Genomic DNA, 19,583 nt, shown 5'->3' with positions numbered 1-19,583 from the left:
ATGTTATTAGGCAATTATTTTACCAATATAGATAATAGTAAAAAAAAAATCTTTTTCTCAGGAATTTCTTTCAATACAAAAAATATTAAAAAAGATAATATTTTCTTTGCTATAAAAGGGAACCATTTTGATGGAAATAAATTTATTTCTACTGCAATAAAAAAAGGTTCTAAAATCATTATTAGCGAGAAAAGAATTCGAAATTTTCAAAAGGATATTTTATTCATTCATACTAAAAATATTAGAAAACTTTTAGCAGAAACTGCTTTTAAAATTTATAAGAATAAACCAAATAATTTAATTGCTGTAACTGGAACAAATGGAAAATCATCTGTTTCAGATTTTTACTTTCAATTATTAAATCTAAATAAAATAAAAGTCGCCTCAATCGGAACATTAGGTGTAAAATCAAAAAATTTTAGATCTAATTTGCCAAATACAACAATAGACCCAATTCGATTAGGTCAAATATTATCTAAATTAAAATCTCAAAAAATTAACAATGTAATTATGGAAGCCTCTAGCCACGGCCTAAGTCAACATAGATTAAATGGTTTAAAGTTTTCATCAGGTATTTTTACAAATTTATCCCAAGATCACCTAGATTATCATAAAAATTTTAAAGAATATTTTAAAGCAAAACAGTACCTATTTGAAAATTTGATAGGAAAGAAAGGAAATGTAATAACAGATGAAACATTACCAGAATTTAAAAGAATAAAAAAAATTGCAATTACTAGAAAATTGAAATTGCATGTTTTAAATAATAGCAAAAATCAATTTCAAATTTTATCTCATAGTTATAGAGGTGAGAAACAAATATTAAAAATAAGATACTATAATTTAACGAGAGAAATAAATTTAAATCTTATTGGAAAAATACAATTAAAAAATATTTTAATGGCGATTATTGCAGCGAAAAATAGTAATATTAGATTAATCAAGATTCTAAATGTTTTGTCACAACTTAAGCCAATAGACGGAAGACTTGAAAAAATAGGTAAAATTAAAAATAAGTCTAAAGTAATACTTGATTATGCACATACACCAGATGCACTAAGAATATGTCTTTCAAACCTTAAAGAGCAATTTCCAAATAAAAAGATTGTTTTGCTTTTTGGTTGTGGTGGAAATAGAGATCAAAATAAAAGATTTAAAATGGGAAAGATTGCATGTGATTATTCTAACGAAATTTATTTAACTGATGATAATCCTAGATTTGAAGATCCAAAAAAAATCAGAGATGATATTAAAAAAGGTATGCAAGACGCTTTGATAAAAGAAATTCCTGATAGAAAAAAAGCTATCTCTGAAGCAATCAAAAATTTAAATACAGGTGATATTTTGTTGGTTGCTGGAAAAGGACATGAGAAAACACAAGATTTCGGTAAAAAGAAAATTTACTTTTCAGATAAAAAAATTATTTTAGATTCTATTAAACTTAAGAATACAAACTTATCAAAAAACTTAAAGATAAATATTATTAAAGAAGTATCTAAAATTAAAAATAAAATTTCTTTAACAAAATTAGATAAAGTAAGAATCAACTCAAAAGAAATAAATAAGAATGATATTTTTTTTGCTATTAAAGGAAAAAAAAATGATGGAAATAAATTCATTGCAGAGGCATTTAAAAATAAAGCTTCATTAGTCGTAGGAAATAAAATTTTGAGCAAATTCAATAATAGACATCAAATTAAAGTAAGAGATACATTAAAGTTTATGACTGAAATTTCAAAAATATTTAGAAAAAATATCGATACAAACATAATAGCTATTACAGGAAGTTGTGGAAAAACTACTCTTAAAGAATTATTGGGCAATGTGTTAAGAAAGATTTCTAGAGTTAGTATTTCTCCAAAATCATATAACAATAAATTTGGAGTCCCATTAAGTTTGCTTAATTTAAAACATAGTGATGAATTTGGAGTTTTAGAGGTTGGTATGGATAAAAAAGGGGAAATAGATAATTTAACAAATATTATAAAACCGAATGTTGGCTTGATAACTAACATAAATTATGCACATGCAAAAAATTTCAAAAATATCAAACAAATTGCTTTAGCTAAAGCAGAGATAATTAAAAATATATTACCCAATGGTTTTGTTGTCTTGAATGCTGATGATAGTTTTTTCAAATTACATAAAAAAATTGCTGAAAATAATAATATTAATGTGATTTCTTTTGGGATTAAAACTAAAAAAGCAAATGTTAAATTGTTTAATATTAAAAAAGTTAAAAATGCATTTAAAATTAAAGTTAAACTTAATGATAAGTTTAAATATTTTATAATTTCTAATAATTTTCAAAGTAATATTTATAATATTTTAAGCGCTTTAAGTGTAATAAGTATTTACAAAGATGTGCTTAAACTTAATGAAAAAATTTTCTTAGATTTTAGAAGTCCAGCAGGAAGAGGAGATCATTCTACAATAAAGATAGGTAACAAAAAAATAAACCTAATTGATGAAAGTTATAATTCTAATCCTCTATCTTTAAAATCAGCCTTAAAAAATTATGACAATATAGATACAAAAAAATATCGTAAATATCTTTTGCTTGGAGATATGATGGAACTTGGTTCACATTCAAAAAAACTTCACCAATCAATAGTTCCTATAATAAACGAGACAAATATTGATAAAGTATTTGTTATGGGAAAAATGGTAAGAGAAATATTCGATAATATTGTGAAAGTAAAAAGAGGAAGAATTTTAGAAAATAAATCAGGAATTTTTGAATTAATTAAGAAAGATTTCAATAATAATGATTATTTAATGATTAAAGCCTCAAATGCGACAGGTTTCAACAGTATAGCAAATAATTTGAAGGGTTTAAATTAAATGCTTTATCAATTTTTACTAAATTTTGTTGATAGTTTTAGTTTTTTAAATGTATTTAAATATCTTACATTTAGGACTGGTTTATCTTTTTTTACTTCATTAATTATTGTTTTAATTATTGGAGGAACTTTTATAAAACTTTTTTCAAAACAAAAAATTTTAAATCCTATCCGTAATGATGGTCCAGAAGATCATATAGTTAAGAAAATAGGAACTCCGACTATGGGTGGAGTAATTATTTTGATTGGTTTGTTAATATCAGTACTATTATGGGCTGATTTATCGAATTTAAATGTTTTATTTTGTTTATATATCGCAATTTCTTTTGGTTTGCTTGGGGCATTCGATGATTATAAAAAAATAAAGTATAGTAACTCTTCAGGTATCTCATCAAAGTTAAAAATAACTTTTCAAATAATACTAGCAATAATTGGTGTTAGTTTTTATGTTTACTTTAATGACTATCAAGATTTAACAAATCTATACTTTCCTTTTTTTAAAAACCTAATCATTAATCTTGGATGGTTTTTTATACCTTTTTCAATATTTGTAATTATTGGTTCATCGAATGCTGTAAATCTCACTGATGGATTAGATGGGTTAGCAACAGTGCCTGTTATACTTGTTGCAGCTTGTTTTGCATTTATAAGTTATGTTACAGGAAACATTGTATTCTCAAATTATTTGCAAATTCCTTACATAGAGGGAACTGGGGAAGTTTCAATTTTTTGTGGAGCAATCATTGGCTCTTGCTTAGGCTTTTTATGGTTCAACGCACCTCCAGCAAAAATTTTTATGGGAGACACTGGATCTTTGTCTTTGGGTGGCTCTTTAGGAGCAGTTGGTATAATAACAAAACATGAAATAGTTTTAGCAATTACTGGAGGTTTATTTGTTCTTGAAGCAGTTTCAGTGATTGTGCAAGTAATATCATTTAAACTTACTGGTAAAAGAGTTTTTAAAATGGCACCAATCCATCATCATTTTGAGAAGAAAGGTTGGCCTGAATCAACAGTTGTAATTAGATTTTGGATAATTTCTATTATTTTAGCAATGATAGGACTTGCTACATTAAAACTAAGATAATGAGTGATAATTCACAAATTTTCTTTAATAAAAAAATTTTAATTTATGGATTAGGAAAAAGTGGACTTTCGTCATTCAATTTTTTAAGAAATAAAAATGATGTTTATTTATTTGATGATAACCCAAATCTTAAAATAAATAAGTCGATTAAAAAAAAAACTCTCAATTTTAAAAAATTATTAAAAACCAAATTTGATATAATTATATTAAGCCCAGGAATTGATATAAAAAAATGTAAGTTAAAAAATTTACTTAGAAAAAAAAATAAGAATATCTATACAGATCTAGATGTTTTTTACTCATTTTATAAAAATGTCTCATTAACAATAACTGGCACAAACGGAAAGTCCACCACATGCAAACTTCTATATGATATCTTAAAAGATCAAAAAAAAGATGTAAGATTAGCAGGAAATATTGGTACACCAATACTATCTATAAATAAGATCTCAAAAAAAACAATTTTCGTTATTGAGGCTTCATCCTACCAATTAGAATATAGTAAAATTTTTTCATCAAAATTTGCCGCTATCCTTAATATTGCGCCAGATCATTTGGAGAGACATGGTAATTTAAAAAATTATATAGAGGCAAAATTTAAAATTTTTAATAATCGAAAAAGAGGAGCAATTGGATTTGTAAATAAAAATGATCATTTAATTCAAAAAAGAATTAAAACAATAAAGCCTAAATTAAAACTGGTAAATGTAGATACAAAATTGAACAATCTAATTTTGAAAAAAATTAGAAACAAATATTTTTTATCAAGATCAAATCAAGCAAATCTCTCATTTGTTTTAGAAATGATAAAAAAATTTAATGTAAAATCAAATAAATTATTAGAAAGCGTAAATAAATTCAAAGGATTGAATTATAGGCAGAAAATTATTTATAACAAAAATAAATTAATCATCATTAATGATTCTAAATCAACAAGTTATTCTTCTTCAAAAGAATTATTAGAAATGTATAAGAATATTCATTGGTTAATTGGTGGTATTCCAAAAAAAGATGACAAAATATCATTATCAAAAAAATATTTTAGAAATATTAAGATTTATGTCTTTGGTAAAAATTTTAAAAAATTTTCAAAAGATTTAAAGAAAAATGCGGAACTTAAAAGTTTTAAAAATTTAAATCTTGCAGTATCAGCAATTTTTAAGAATATTCATAAAAAGAAAAACTCAAATAATACAATCTTATTTAGTCCAGCCTCTGCATCATTTGATAGTTTTAAAAATTTTGAGGAAAGAGGTTCATATTTTAATAAGTTGATAAAAAGATATATTAATGAAAGAAAAATTATTTAGTTATATTTCTTTTTATCAATGGTGGAAAAGTATTGATAAACCTATTCTATCATTGATCTTAATTTTATTTTTGACGGGTTTATTCTTCTCATTAGTATCAACTTCCCTAATTGCATCTGATAAATTAGATACGAATACTTATTTCTTTTTTTTTAAACATACAGTTTTTGTTTTTTTTGGCTTTTTTTTAATTTTTATTTTATCTTTTATACCTGAAAAAGAAATTTATAGAATTTCACTAATATTTTTCTGTTTATCATTAGTTTTGTTATTCCTGGTTCCTATAATTGGAGTAGAGATTAAGGGTTCCAAGAGATGGATTGATTTGTTGGTCTTGCCAAGAATACAACCTATTGAGTTTGTAAAGCCTTTTTTAATAGTGATAATGAGTATGATAATTTGCTCTCAAAAATATACTAATTTTAATTTAAAATACTTCTTATCTTTTTTGTTAACTATATTGATATCGAGTCTTTTGATACTTCAACCAGATATTGGTCAAACTCTTTTAATTGGTTTTAGTTGGTTAGTTTTGATTTTTATTTCTGGTATTAGTATATTTTTTTTGAGCTTAGTTTTTTTTATCTCTCTAGCCACGATAGCATCTATCATTAGTTACCTTCCACAATTTAAATACATAAAAGATAGATTATTTTCTTTTTTTAATCCTGAAATGGGTACTCATAACTTTCAATCAGATAAAGCATTAGAAGCTATAATAAGTGGAGGTTTTTTTGGAAAAGGCATTGGAGAGGGGACATTAAAAAACAGAGTCCCTGAAGCTCATACAGATTACATTATTTCAGTAATTTCGGAAGAGTTTGGAGTAATCTTCATAATGTTAATTTTATTAACCTATCTAGTATTAATATTTTCAGTTCTGAAAAAAGTTTACAAAGAAAATGACAAAAAGATCAAACTAATCCTAACCGGATCTATTAGCTTAATACTCATGCAAGCAATGATTCATATAGGAGTAAATATTAGATTATTCCCAACTACAGGAATGACTTTACCATTTTTAAGTTATGGGGGTTCATCGATTATAAGTATTTCTATAATGTCTGGTATAATTTTGAATTTAACAAAAAGAAAAATAACTGAATGAAAAATATATTAATTTCAACAGGAGGATCAGGGGGACATGTAGTGCCAGCAAAAATTCTAAGTGAACATTTGCATTCAAATTTTAATGTTTTTATTTCTACTGACTCAAGAGGGCTGAAATATCTAGATGGTAAAAAAAATGATATTATTTTGATAAATACTCCTAAATTAAATCTTAATATATTTTTTATATTTAAAATATTCCAAGTAATTTATTTGGTGATTAAAACAGTTTTATTATTAAAAAAAAATAAGATTAATGTCGTTTTTTCAACAGGAGGATATATGTCATTACCTGTTTGTTTTGGTGCAAAATTATTAGGAATAAAGATATACCTACTTGAACCCAATATTGTTTTAGGTAGAGCAAACAGATTCTTTTTAGGTTTTTGTAAAAAAATTTTTACTTATACAGAAAGCCTAAAAAACTTCCCCGAAAAACTTAAACATAAAATTCAAATAATAACTCCACTAGTTAAAAAAAATTTTTATGAAAAAAGAGAAATTAAAACAGAAAATAAAGCATTCTGTCTTTTGGTTGTTGGTGGCAGTCAAGGAGCAAAGATTTTTGACAATGTGGTAAAAAATGTAATCGTTAATTTGTCGAAAAAAAATAAAATCAAAATCATTCAACAAACTCATAAAAGTAATACTGATCAATTAAGAAGTATTTATGATGAGGCTAAAATTGAAAATACCATTTTTGATTTTGAGGAAAATTTGGCAGATTTGATAAATCAATCAGACTTATGTATTACGCGTGCTGGTGCATCTACCTTGGCAGAATTATCAATCATGAATAAACCATTCCTAACAATCCCCCTAGTTTCAGCAAAAGACAATCATCAATTTGAAAATGCAAATTTTTATCAAAATTTAGGTTGCTGCTGGATTATGAGTCAAAAAGACTTTAATGACGTAAATTTAGAAAAATTTCTAGATTATATAATTACGAATAAGTCTGAGTACGATGAAAAAAAAAATAATTTAGAAAAACATAATTTCCAAAACTCATGGAATGATATAAACCAAAAAATATTGGAAACTATTAATGAAAATTGAATTAGCTAAAAAAGAGATTATCCATTTTATAGGTATTGGTGGAATAGGCATGAGTGGTCTCGCATTGATTATGAAAGCAAAAGGTTTTCAAATTCAAGGAAGCGATATTAATAAGAATAAAAATATTGAAAAATTAAAAAAACAGGGTGTCAGAATTTTTATTGGTCACAAAAAACAAAATATAAAAGATGTAACAATTGTAGTGACCTCCTCTGCAATTAAAAAAAGTAATCCAGAATTAATAGAGGCTAAAAGAAAAAAGTTACCAGTAATAAAAAGAGGGAAGATGTTAGCAAATCTTGTTTCTTTAATGAAAAATATTGTTGTAGTTGGCTCCCATGGCAAAACAACAACGACATCTTTAGTAAGTTCTATCTTTGAAAAAACAAAATTAGATCCTACAATAATCAATGGAGGCATAATAAATTCAATAAAGAGTACTGCAAAATTAGGCAAGAGTGACTGGTCTATATTAGAGGCAGATGAGTCAGATGGAAGCTTTACTCATATTTCTCCTACATATTCAATTATAACTAACATAGATAGAGAACACATGGATTTTTATAAATCTATGAAGGATTTAAAAAATCATTTTCTACACTTTGTAAAAAAAGTTCCGTCATTTGGAAAATCTTTTATTTGTATTGATGATAAAATTAACAATGAATTAATAAAAGATATAAAAAATAAAAATTTTTTTACCTATGGAACGAAGTCTAAAGCTAATTTTCTTATTAAAAATATCATTCAAGATAAACTTTTCTCAAAATTTGATTTATCTATAAATTTACCAAATAAAAAAAAAACAATCTTAAAAAACTTTCAGATCCCATTATTAGGTATTCATAATATAAGAAACTCCACAGCTGCAATTGCAGTTGCTCTTACTGTAGGAATTCCCGTATCTAACATTAAAAAAGGTCTGAAGAACTTCAAAGGTGTCCAGCGAAGATTTAATAAGATATTTACATTTAATGGTGTTGATTTTTATGATGATTATGCCCATCATCCAACAGAAATAAAATCTGTGTTAGAGGGAGTAAAAAAAGTTTTTGATAAGTTTGAAAGAGTGTGTATTTTTCAACCTCATAGAATCTCAAGATTAAAAGATTTAAGAAATGAATTTGCTCATTGTTTCAGAGATGCAGACACAATTATATTATGTCCCATTTTTACAGCTGGGGAAAAAATAAAATTGGGTTTTAATTATAGTGATTTTGCAAAAGAAATAATAAAAAATTCTAAAGTAAAACTGTTTATGATTAAAAATAATATTGATTTAGCTAAATTTCTTAAGCAAAATATTTATGGAAATAAGATTGTCATAGGAATGGGTGCCGGCTCAATTTCAAATTGGATGAAAAAATTACCTGAATTAATGTAATGCAAATACCACAGCTTAAGAATTTACTAAAAGATTTTGATAAAAATATAATTTATGATCAAGATTTAAAGAAAAAAAATTGGTTTAACATTGGAGGAAAGTCAAAAGTTTTTTATAAGGCTGAAAACTTAAAGGATTTAATCAAGTTTTTAAAATTACTCGATAATAAGGAAAAAATCTTTGTTATCGGTGCAGGATCTAACACTTTAATTTCGGACAGTATTTTTGATGGAGTTGTAATAAAGCTTAGTAAAAATTTTAATCGAATATCTTTATTGAAGGAAGATGTAATCATTTCTGGTAGTGCCGTTTTAGATAAAAGTTTATCTGAGTTTGCAACTGAGAATCATTTGAGTGGGTTTGAATTTTTATCCTGTATTCCCGGGTCAATTGGAGGAGGAATTAAGATGAATGCTGGATGTTTTGGTAAAGAATTCAAAGATATTCTCCTTTCAATTCAAGCAATTAATAAAAAAGGGAATTTATTAACTATTCCGTCAAATGAAATCAATTTTGATTATAGAAACAACGATTTGCCTGAGGACCTAATTTTTTTAAGTGCTTCTTTTAAGGGGGTAAAAAGTGATTATAGCAAAGTAAATAGTGAAGTTAAAAAAATGAAATCTTTGAAAGAGAAAAATCAGCCAATGAAAATTAAAACGGGTGGAAGTACTTTTAAAAACCCAATAAATCAAACGAATAAAAAAGTTTGGGAGTTGATAAGAGAGTCAGTTTCTATTGACACTAAATTTGGTGATGCACATATATCAGAAAAACACTCAAATTTTTTTGTAAATAAAGGCAATGCAACATTTAATGATATGAAAAAATTAATTGATTTTGTTTCCAAAAAAGTTTTAGAAAAAACTGGTATAAAATTAGATAAAGAAATTAAGATATTGGAATAATTTGAAAAAAAAAATTTTGATAATTTCTGGTGGTATTTCTAAGGAAAGAATGATTAGCTTAGAGACTGGAAAACAGGTTGCTAAAGAACTAAAAAAAAATAATTATCTGGTAAGATCATGTGAACCCAATAAAGATTTACTATCTGAAATAAAAGACTTTAAACCTAATTGTATCTTTAATGCTCTACATGGTCAGTTTGGTGAAGATGGATATATACAAACAATCTTAGAAACAGTAGGAATACCTTATACTCATTCAGGTGTTATTGCCTCTGCCAAGGCAATGGATAAAGAAATTTCGAAAAAAATATTTTTAAAAAATAAAATTTTGACACCTAAATATTTTATTTATAATTTTAATAAAACGAATAAGGAACTCATAAGTTTTGTAAAAAAAAAATTTAATTTTCCAGTTGTAATTAAACCAATTAATGAAGGCTCTAGTGTGAATGTGTACATCTGCACTAAAAATAATTTGTTAAAAAACTTAAAATTCTTAAAAGATTACAAAAAAGTAATGATTGAACAATTTATTCCAGGACGAGAAATTCAATCAGCCATAATTGGTAAAAAGAAACTTGGAGCGATCGAGCTAAAACCTAAGAGAAAATTTTATGATTATCAAGCAAAGTATAATTCTAATGCTAAGACAGAACATATTATTCCAGTAGATTTACCAAAAAAAAAATACAAAGCTCTTATGAACATAACTTTAAAAGCACATAATTTGATGGGATGTAGAGGAGTTACAAGATCAGATTTTAAATTTTTTAAGGGTAAATTTTATCTTTTAGAAATTAATACACAGCCTGGTATGACAAAACTATCTTTAGTTCCAGAGATATCAGCGTATATTGGAATTAATTTCATAAATCTAATTAAGTTAATTTTAAAAGATGCATCTATTAATAAGTAAAAAAATTATAATTTACTTATTACTATTTTGTTTCCTTGTATCAATAAACAATATTTCATTGGTGAATTTTAATTTTCCAAAAATCAATAAAATAGAGATTATTGGTCTCAATCTAGATGAAAGAAAAAAAATTGAAAGTATTATTAATGATGCAAATTTTAAAAATATTTTTCATATAGATAAACAATATTTAAAAAAAAAAATTGATTCAATTAATATTATTGAGCATTTTGAAATTTTTAAAAATTATCCTTCAACTTTAAGAATATTTATAAAGGAAACAAAAATACTTGCACAAACAAAAAAAAATGGTTCAAATTATTTTATTGGATCAAATGGAAAATTAATTCTGAATGATTTTTCAAGTTCTAGTTTGCCATTTGTGTTCGGTGATCTAAATGTTGAAGAATTTCTAAATTTTAAGAATGAAGTTGATAAATCAAACTTTGATTTTAAAAAAATAATAAAACTTTATTATTTTAAATCAAAAAGATGGGATATTGAAACATCAGAGGGATATTTTATAAAATTATCAAGAAATGATGTAAAAAAAGATCTAAACTTGTTTGTTCGTTTATCTAATGAAGATAAATTCAAGAACGAAATAGTAATTGATTTCCGTCAAAAAGATCAAATAATATTAGATGGTAAATAATTTAGAAAATAAGATTTTTCTTTTTTTAGGGGTTAATAAATTTACAATTGTTGCAATAAATTCTTCTAATGAGTTCGTTTATAAAGGAGAAACATTAATAAATAATCAAAATAATAAAATCGAGTTAGATTTTTTAGACAATTTCCTTAATGAAAATATTTTTAAGGTAGAAAAAAAACTTAATGAATTTGTCAAAAATGTTTTTTTGATTATTGATCATCAGAATATTTTTCCAATTCGTTTATCTATTAAAAATAAATTTGATAATATTATAATTAATTCTAATTCTATAAATAAATTAATATTAGAAGCAAAAAGTTGCTGTAACAAAACCCTAGAAGATCTTGATATTCTTCATATGAAGATTGATAAGTTTTATATTGATGGAACTTACTTTGAAACTTTACCAGAAAAAAAAAATTGTAAAAATCTTTCTATTGAAGTCAGTTATATATGTATACCTAAAAGGATCTCAAAAACTATTGAGGATGTTCTTAGAAAATACCAAATATCTTTAGATAAAATATTGAGCCTAGATTATTTAAATAGTTTTTTAGATGATAAAAATGATAATTTGTATGTGATGGCTCAAAAAATCTTAAATGGTTTTAATCAAAATGAGGTGTATATCACAAACAAATACTCAAAAAAATTAGGATTTTTTGAGAGATTCTTTAATTTTTTTAACTAGCTTGTATTTTCTTGTAATATTTGTTGTTTTTAAATTTAAAGATTACCATACTAAAAGTTCTACGTGTCTTTATTAAACCAAAAAACTATTAAAAATCCAGTATCCTTCAGTGGTGTCGGCCTTCATTCTGGAAAACCAGCTAAGATTTGTGTCAAACCATCAATTCCAGACACTGGCATTGTATTCAAAAGAATAGACTTAAAAGACAACAATCTAATTTACCCAAATTTTATGAATGTGAGTAATACAGCTTTGAATACCACCATCAGTAATAGTAATGGAGTGAAAGTTTCAACTATTGAGCATTTAATGGGGGCTTTATTTGGAATTGGAATTGATAATGCATTGATTGAGATTGATAATGAGGAAGTGCCGATTTTAGATGGATCAGCGAAAGTTTTTATTGAAGAAATATTAGCAGCAGGTTTAGAGCCAAGTGACAAACCTATTAAGATAATTAAAATCAACAAAAAAATAGAATTTAAAAATGGTGATAAATTTATTTCAATTGAGCCTTCAAAATTAAGTCTGGATATAGATTTTGAATTAAAATACCAAAATCAGATTATAGGAAGTCAAAGAAATAAAAAAAATGTTTATGAAGATGATCTGACTGAAATTTTTGAATCAAGAACTTTCTGTCTTTATGAAGATATAGAGAAAATTAAAAAAAATGGTCTTGCCAAAGGTGGAAGTCTAGATAACGCAGTCGTTGTAAAAGGTGAGGAAGTATTAAATTCAGAAGGTTTAAGGAATTCAAAAGAATTTGTTAATCATAAAATACTAGATTGCATTGGTGACCTTTATACTTGTGGATACAGAATGATAGCTAGTATTAATTGTTCTCAAGGTGGACATTATTTAACTAATAGCTTGTTGAGAGAAGTATTCAGTAATAAAGATAATTTTTCTATTATAGAAATTCAAGAAAGAACACTACCTCATACTTTAATAAATAGAAGTTTGCTAAGATCAATAGCATAAATAAAATTCATCCTTATAATTTTATCTAAAATCTATATAGTTCGTTAGATGTACAAATTAAAAATAATTTTTGTTATTTTTTCTCTAATATTTTTTTATTCATGTAGCAAAGAAACTAAAAACATAAAATTAATTAAAGAGACAGACCAAAAAATAGAAATGATATCAGCCTACGAGAAAGGCATGGATCTATTTGAAATGAGTGATTACTTTGCTGCAAGTAAAAAATTTTTAGAAGCAGAAATTTTATTTCCACAATCTGAATGGGCACCCAAATCAGTTTTGATGGCTTCTTATTCATATTACATGCAGGGCTATTACAGTTTAGCAATCGAAAATATCAAAAGATATTTTAAAACTTATCCCAATGACAAAAATAAAGCCTACGCACATTATCTTTTAGCAATAGTTTATTATGAAACTATTGAGGGTGAAAAAAAAGATTTGGCCCCTCTACTTTTATCTAAAAAAGAATTTAATTTTGTAATTAAAAATTATCCTAATACTGATTATGCTTATGATGCTAAATTTAAGATTGATTTAATTGACGATGTACTCGCCGCTAAAGAAGTTTATATCGGCAGACATTATATTAAGAAAAAAAAATGGATACCTGCTCTCAATAGATTCAAGAATGTTTTAAAAGAATATGAGACTACAATTCATGTAGAGGAAGCAATACATAGATTAGTAGAAATTTATTACAAATTAGGCATGGAGAAGGAGTCGCTTAAATATGCTTCGTTATTAGGTTACAATTATAATTCAGGAGAGTGGTATAAAGAAACTTATAAAATTTTTAATAGAAAATTTGAAATTAAAGTTCCTGAAAATAAAAAAGAAAAAAGTAAAATTTTAAGTAAAATTAAGAGTCTTTTTTAGAAAATGTCTAATAATAGAATTTTTGAAGATTATTTAGAGAAGATAAAATTATTTCAAAAATATAATAAGCATTATTATGATTTAAATAATCCTTTAGTTGATGATCAGGAGTTTGATAAATTAAAGTCAGAAATAATTAAATTAGAAAAAAAAAATAAATTTCTAAATAGTACTAACTCTCCATCTAATTCAGTAGGTTTTAAACCATCCAAAGTCTTCAAGAAAGTAAAACACTCCGTTCCTATGCTGTCTCTGGGTAATGCTTTTACAGAGGATGATTTAATAAATTTCGAAAAAAAAATTTTGAATTTTTTAAATAAAGGTAATGATTTTAGGATAATATACAGCGCTGAGCCTAAAATAGATGGCATATCGGCGTCATTAATTTACAGAAATGGAAAATTTGTAACTGGTCTATCCAGGGGCGATGGAAAAGAAGGAGAAGATATAACAGAAAACTTAAAAACTATAAAAGATATTCCGCATCTGATTAAGTCAAAAAATTTTCCAAGAGAAATTGATATTAGAGGTGAGGTATTTATCCAAAATAGCGATTTTGAAAAATTAAAAAATAAGTTTGCAAACCCAAGAAATGCTGCCTCTGGCTCCTTAAGACAAAAAGATCCTAAAGAAACAAAAAAAATTCCATTAAAATTTATTGCCTATACATTTGGTCATGAAAAAGGTTTGAAAGCAGTTTCACAAAATGAGTATCTTGAAAATTTAAAAGAGTGGGGTTTTAAAACCAATCCCTTAAATAAAACCTTGGAAAAAATAGAAAATTTAATGACTAATTACCAAGAAATTGAAAAAAAAAGAGGTGAAATCGATTTTGATATTGATGGCATTGTTTATAAGGTAAACGAATTTAATCTTCAAAAAAGATTGGGTAATGTTGCTAATGCCCCAAGATGGGCTATCGCTCATAAATTTTCAGCCAATAGTGGAATTTCAAAGATAAATGATATTGAGATTCAAATTGGAAGAACTGGTGCATTAACACCAGTAGCAAAAATTAATCCTGTAAATATTGGAGGAGTAGTTGTTTCTAATGCAACTTTACATAATGAAGAGGAAATAAATAGAAAAGACATAAGGGTGAATGATACAGTTTTAATTGAAAGAGCTGGGGATGTAATACCACATGTAGTTTCTGTAGATCTAAAAATGAGGAATAAGGATTCAAAAAAATTTAATTTTCCTCTTAAATGTCCATCTTGTGGATCAAAAACTATTAAAGATTTTAACTTTACGACTAAAAAAGAAGATGCAGTAAGAAGATGCTCTAGTGAGGGATATGAGTGTAAAAAAATGTCTATAGAGAAAATTAAACATTTTGTCTCAAAAGAAGCTTTTAACATCGAGGGTTTCGGTAAAAAGATAGTTGAAAATTTTTGGAATTTGAATTTAGTCAAACTCCCACCAGATATATTCAAACTTGATTTTAAAAAAATCGAAAGTTTGGACGGGTGGGGTAAGCAATCAGTTGCTAATTTAAGATATTCGATAAATTTAAGAAAAAAAATTTCTTTTGAAAAATTTATTTATGCTCTAGGGATTAGACACATTGGTTTAGAAAATGCTAAGATCATAGCTAAGAATTTAAAATCACTTAAAAATTTTTTAGCACTCTCAAAAAAAAGTAATTTTGATGATCTAATGAATATTGATGGAATAGGCGAAACTCAGATAAATTCAATTAAAAATTTTTTCAACAATGAGACAAATTTAAAGGTATTAAAAAATTTGAATGAATTACTTGAAGTTAAAGATGTAGAAAAGCCCAAAGTTGGTGGTCCATTAAGCAATAAAACATTTATGTTTACAGGCAAACTATCAAACATGAGCCGTTCTGAGGCAAAATCTTTAATTGAGCAAAATTCAGGATCAATAGTCAGCAATGTTACAAAAAAACTTGATTATCTTATTATTGGTGAAAAACCAACTAATAGGAAAGTCGATGCAGCAAAAAATTTAGGTGTAAAAATTTTAGACCAATCTTCTTGGTTAAAGATGCTTAAATAAAACTTGCTAACCATTTTTTTTCATTTCTATTTAAAAATGGAGATATTTTTGAGTAAACTTTTAAATGATAATTAAAAAGATAGTTTTTTTCTTGTTTAGTTAGGAGATTAAAATTGATTAATTCTTTTTCTATTGGAGCTAAAGTTAAATTTTCAAAACCTAATTTTCTTCCAATTTTTTTTACATATACTAAATTTTCAATACGTATTCCAAATTTATCTTTTTTATAGTAACCCGGTTCATTACTAAGTATCATGCCCTCTTGAATTTTTACTGAATTAGATTTCGAGATAGATTGAGGTCCTTCATGAACATTCAGAAAAAAACCAACTCCATGTCCTGTGCCATGACTATAATCTAGGCGGTCTTTTTTAAGAAATTTTCTCGCATCTTTATCAATAAGTTTTCCAGTTTTTTTTTTATTAAGATCAGTTTGAGCAACAGCAATATGTCCTTTCAAAACATTTGTAAAAATATTCTTTATATTTTTATTTTGATTTTCAAAGCAGATAGTTCTTGTTACGTCTGTTGTACCATATTTATATTGACCACCCGAGTCACATAGAAATATTTCATTTTTTTTAATTAGCTTTGTATTATTTTTGGTAGCTCTATAGTGAACTATTGCCCCATTTTTTCCACTACCTGCAATAGTTTTAAAACTTGGAAATAAATATTTTGAGTTCATTCTTCTAATTTGCTCTAATTTATTTTGAGCATCAACTTCGGTTATATTCATTTTTTTTAAATTTTTTATCCAGTAAATAAATTTTGTTAATGCAACTCCGTCTATGACATGAGCGTTAATCATATTTTTTATCTCAATTTTATTTTTTATAGACTTGAGAAAATAAATTGGATCTTCTTTTTTTTTTATTTTCAATTTTTTTTCAATTACTTTTTCAAAATATAAAGAACATGTTTTTTCATCTATTAAAATAGTTCCTTTTTTTAATTTATCGAAAAAATCTAATATATACCTTGGATCAATTATCTGGCTTTGTTTAAGTTTTTTCTCACTTAAAAGTTTTGTTGTTTTATATTTTTCAACAATTAAGAAAACTTGTTTTTCTTTTGTAAGTAAAAGATTACTATTTGGTATTGGGCTTGTTGGACTATCGTATCCTCTAATATTCAATAACCACGCAATATTTTCTGGTGCAGTAATAAATAGATAATCATATTTATTTCTTTTTAGAAAAGATGAGACCCTAGAAACTTTTTTGTGATGGCTCTCGCCAGTTATACTTTTATCAATTGAGTAAAATGAGGATTTTTTTTTACTCTTTATTTTTGAAATTTTATCAACAAGATTTTCCTTTATGATAGTAACTTTATTATTTTTCAAAAAAAAATTCTGAATTTGTTTCGAGGTAAACAATGAAGGATCAATTCCTAAATTTAAATTTTTAAAAACACTTGTATTAATAATTTTGAAATAATCTAAAATTTTAAAATTTTTACCACTCTCTATTTTACTTTGGATCGTATATCTTCCATCAACAAAAAGGTAGTTTCTATTTTTTAAAATTACCGCATAACCTGCAGATCCTGTGAAATTTGAGATAAATTTAAGCCTATCTTTATTAGAATATTCGGAAAAAAATTCGTCGTTTTTAGGTACGACATATCCATCAATTCCATAATTTATAAATTTACTTCTGAGTTTATTTATTCTCTTTTTTATCATTTAATTCTCTTTTGATATCGAATCCATCCAGGACTTCTTTTAGAATCATCGTCTAGCTCAAAATCTTGATTAAACTCAAATTCCTCAAATGTATCTTTGCTCTCATCAAAATATGAATTTTTTTCTAAATTATTTTCTGGAAGCTCATCAATAAATCTTGATGCCATACTATCTATCCAATCACCTTGATAAAACCTATTCATTGAAAAGGAGATAATTGCATTTCTTTTAGCTCTGGTAATTCCCACATAAGCTAATCTTCTTTCTTCTTCTAAACCATTGTGTCCTTTTTCCTCTATCGATTTTTGATGAGGAAATAATCCCTCTTCCCAACCAGGTAAAAAAACAACATCGAATTCTAATCCTTTGGCAGCATGCATAGTCATCATATTGATTTTTTCACCCTCCCAATCTTGATCAATAGATGTTGCAAGTGATACATGATCTAAAAAACTCTCTAAGTTGTCAAATTCTTTCATTGCACTCAATAATTCTTTGATATTTTCTAAACGATTTTCATTTTCAAGATCTTTTTTATTTTTTAACATTGCAGAATATCCAGACTCATCTAAAAGAATTTGTAATAATTTTACATGATTAAATTTTTTAATTTTTAAATCATTTCTCCATTTAGAAATTAAATCTAAAAATAAAGTTAAACCTATTTTTGCCTTTGGTTTTATCAAATTTTTCTCAATCATTTTTCTTGATGAAGTTTCTAAACTAATTTTATTTTTTTTTGAGTATTCGTGTATTGTTTTAATTGTACTTTCACCGATAGACCTTTTGGGATTATTTACAATTCTCTCGAAAGCCAGATCATCTTTTTCTTGGTTAATCAATCTTAAATAGGCTACACAATCTTTTATCTCAGCTCTCTCATAAAACTTAATTCCCCCTAAAATTCGATAAGGCATACCAATTTTTAAAAATCTTTCCTCAAATTCTCTCGTTTGGAAAATAGCTCTTACCAAAATTGCAATATTATTAAGAGAATATTTTTTTTTTATGTTTTCAACTTCATCTGAAATACCTATTGCTTCGTCTTTTCCATTCTTAAAACAATTTAATTTTATGAGATCACCTTCATCCATTGTAGATTTAAGAGTTTTACCAACTCTATTTTGATTATTAGAGATTAAAGAAGAGGCAACTGACAAAATATTTTTTGAAGATCTATAATTCTCTTCCAGTCTTATTATTTTGGTATTTTCATAAATTTTATCAAAATCTAGAAAATTTTTAATTTCAGCTCCTCTCCAACTATAAATTGATTGATCATCATCTCCCACACAACATATATTCTTATTTTTTTCTGCTAATAAATTGAGCCACCGACTTTGTATAAAATTTGTATCTTGATATTCATCAACAAGAATATATTTAAAATTTTTAGAATAAATGTCTCTAATATCTTTATTTTTTTCTAAAATTTTAACTGAATGTAAGATTAGGTCTCCAAAATCACAGGCATTCAACTCGATCAGTTTCTGTTGATAAATTTTGTAGACAGGTAAGATTGTTTTTTCATAAATATCTTTAGAATTAATCTTTACTTCATTTGGATATAAACCTTTATTTTTCCATTTATCTATAATTGCGATGACATATCTTGGTGCAAGCTGTTTGACATCGATATTTTCTGCTTTACAAATATTTTTAATCAATCTGATTTGATCGTCAGTATCAATAATTGTAAAATTTGAATTTAGATTTACAGCTGGTGCATGTTTCCTCAGTAATTTTGCACATATTGAGTGAAATGTTCCAAGCCAAGACAAACCAATAGCAGATGATCCTAAAATTTTACTTACTCTATTCTGCATTTCTTTTGCTGCTTTATTTGTGAATGTCACAGCAAGAATTTGATTGGGGTAAGCGTTTTTATTTTTTATTATGTGTGCAATCCTACTAGTTAAAACCTTTGTTTTCCCAGATCCAGCCCCAGCCACAATTAATAATGGTCCCTCTAAAGCTAAGACTGCTTGTTTTTGAGCCTCGTTAAGATTTTTTAGATAATCAGAGTTTACCATTTGAAT

Annotated in this window: 15 protein-coding genes; 13 read left to right on the top strand and 2 right to left on the bottom strand. The window is 25.7% G+C overall.

Annotated features, from left to right (window positions below; genetic code table 11):
• From B5L73_RS05445 to ligA, 13 genes are all read left to right on the top strand, one after another.
• On the top strand, positions 1–2,844 hold the full coding sequence (locus B5L73_RS05445; RefSeq protein WP_085148978.1) for a UDP-N-acetylmuramoyl-L-alanyl-D-glutamate--2,6-diaminopimelate ligase: 2,844 nt from the start codon (positions 1–3) through the stop codon (positions 2,842–2,844).
• Positions 2,845–3,930 (top strand): phospho-N-acetylmuramoyl-pentapeptide-transferase, encoded by a 1,086-nt coding sequence (mraY, locus tag B5L73_RS05440; protein WP_085148975.1) that lies wholly within the window; start codon positions 2,845–2,847, stop codon positions 3,928–3,930.
• Positions 3,930–5,240: a UDP-N-acetylmuramoyl-L-alanine--D-glutamate ligase gene (gene murD / locus B5L73_RS05435; protein ID WP_085148973.1), complete on the top strand. Its 1,311-nt coding sequence runs from the start codon at positions 3,930–3,932 to the stop codon at positions 5,238–5,240. The genes mraY and murD overlap by 1 nt, the downstream gene beginning before the upstream one ends.
• Positions 5,221–6,348 carry an FtsW/RodA/SpoVE family cell cycle protein gene (locus B5L73_RS05430; protein WP_085148970.1) on the top strand — a complete coding sequence of 376 codons (1,128 nt, stop codon included), beginning with the start codon at positions 5,221–5,223 and terminating at the stop codon, positions 6,346–6,348. Before murD ends, B5L73_RS05430 begins: the two co-directional genes overlap by 20 nt.
• Positions 6,345–7,409 (top strand): UDP-N-acetylglucosamine--N-acetylmuramyl-(pentapeptide) pyrophosphoryl-undecaprenol N-acetylglucosamine transferase, encoded by a 1,065-nt coding sequence (locus B5L73_RS05425; RefSeq protein WP_085148967.1) that lies wholly within the window; start codon positions 6,345–6,347, stop codon positions 7,407–7,409. The genes B5L73_RS05430 and B5L73_RS05425 overlap by 4 nt, the downstream gene beginning before the upstream one ends.
• Positions 7,399–8,793: a UDP-N-acetylmuramate--L-alanine ligase gene (gene murC / locus B5L73_RS05420; RefSeq protein WP_085148964.1), complete on the top strand. Its 1,395-nt coding sequence runs from the start codon at positions 7,399–7,401 to the stop codon at positions 8,791–8,793. Before B5L73_RS05425 ends, murC begins: the two co-directional genes overlap by 11 nt.
• Positions 8,793–9,701 (top strand): UDP-N-acetylmuramate dehydrogenase, encoded by a 909-nt coding sequence (gene murB / locus B5L73_RS05415; protein WP_085148961.1) that lies wholly within the window; start codon positions 8,793–8,795, stop codon positions 9,699–9,701. The genes murC and murB overlap by 1 nt, the downstream gene beginning before the upstream one ends.
• A 1-nt stretch (position 9,702) precedes the next feature.
• Positions 9,703–10,617 (top strand): D-alanine--D-alanine ligase, encoded by a 915-nt coding sequence (locus B5L73_RS05410; RefSeq protein WP_085148958.1) that lies wholly within the window; start codon positions 9,703–9,705, stop codon positions 10,615–10,617.
• Positions 10,618–10,678: 61 nt separating this feature from the next.
• Positions 10,679–11,272, top strand: coding sequence for a cell division protein FtsQ/DivIB (locus B5L73_RS05405; protein WP_198150116.1), 594 nt, complete (start codon positions 10,679–10,681; stop codon positions 11,270–11,272).
• On the top strand, positions 11,262–11,963 hold the full coding sequence (locus tag B5L73_RS05400) for a hypothetical protein (RefSeq protein ID WP_085148952.1): 702 nt from the start codon (positions 11,262–11,264) through the stop codon (positions 11,961–11,963). The genes B5L73_RS05405 and B5L73_RS05400 overlap by 11 nt, the downstream gene beginning before the upstream one ends.
• A gap of 63 nt (positions 11,964–12,026) precedes the next feature.
• Positions 12,027–12,947 carry a UDP-3-O-acyl-N-acetylglucosamine deacetylase gene (gene lpxC, locus B5L73_RS05395; RefSeq protein WP_085148949.1) on the top strand — a complete coding sequence of 307 codons (921 nt, stop codon included), beginning with the start codon at positions 12,027–12,029 and terminating at the stop codon, positions 12,945–12,947.
• A 48-nt stretch (positions 12,948–12,995) separates the two neighbouring features.
• Positions 12,996–13,829: an outer membrane protein assembly factor BamD gene (locus tag B5L73_RS05390; RefSeq protein WP_085148946.1), complete on the top strand. Its 834-nt coding sequence runs from the start codon at positions 12,996–12,998 to the stop codon at positions 13,827–13,829.
• 3 nt (positions 13,830–13,832) lie between these two features.
• Positions 13,833–15,854, top strand: a complete 2,022-nt coding sequence (ligA, locus tag B5L73_RS05385) for an NAD-dependent DNA ligase LigA (RefSeq protein ID WP_085148943.1) — start codon at positions 13,833–13,835, stop codon at positions 15,852–15,854.
• On the opposite strand, the gene B5L73_RS05380 is transcribed toward ligA, so the two are convergent.
• Together B5L73_RS05380 and B5L73_RS05375 are read right to left on the bottom strand one after the other, a co-directional pair.
• Positions 15,847–17,544, bottom strand: coding sequence for an aminopeptidase P family protein (locus B5L73_RS05380; protein ID WP_085148939.1), 1,698 nt, complete (start codon positions 17,542–17,544; stop codon positions 15,847–15,849). The genes ligA and B5L73_RS05380 overlap by 8 nt on opposite strands.
• Positions 17,541–19,577 carry an ATP-dependent helicase gene (locus B5L73_RS05375; RefSeq protein WP_085148936.1) on the bottom strand — a complete coding sequence of 679 codons (2,037 nt, stop codon included), beginning with the start codon at positions 19,575–19,577 and terminating at the stop codon, positions 17,541–17,543. Before B5L73_RS05375 ends, B5L73_RS05380 begins: the two co-directional genes overlap by 4 nt.
• Positions 19,578–19,583 lie beyond the last annotated feature (6 nt).

Origin of the sequence: Candidatus Pelagibacter sp. RS39, from assembly GCF_002101315.1 — a bacterium.
Lineage (GTDB): Bacteria > Pseudomonadota > Alphaproteobacteria > Pelagibacterales > Pelagibacteraceae > Pelagibacter.
This window is presented reverse-complemented; position numbering and strand designations above follow the sequence as displayed.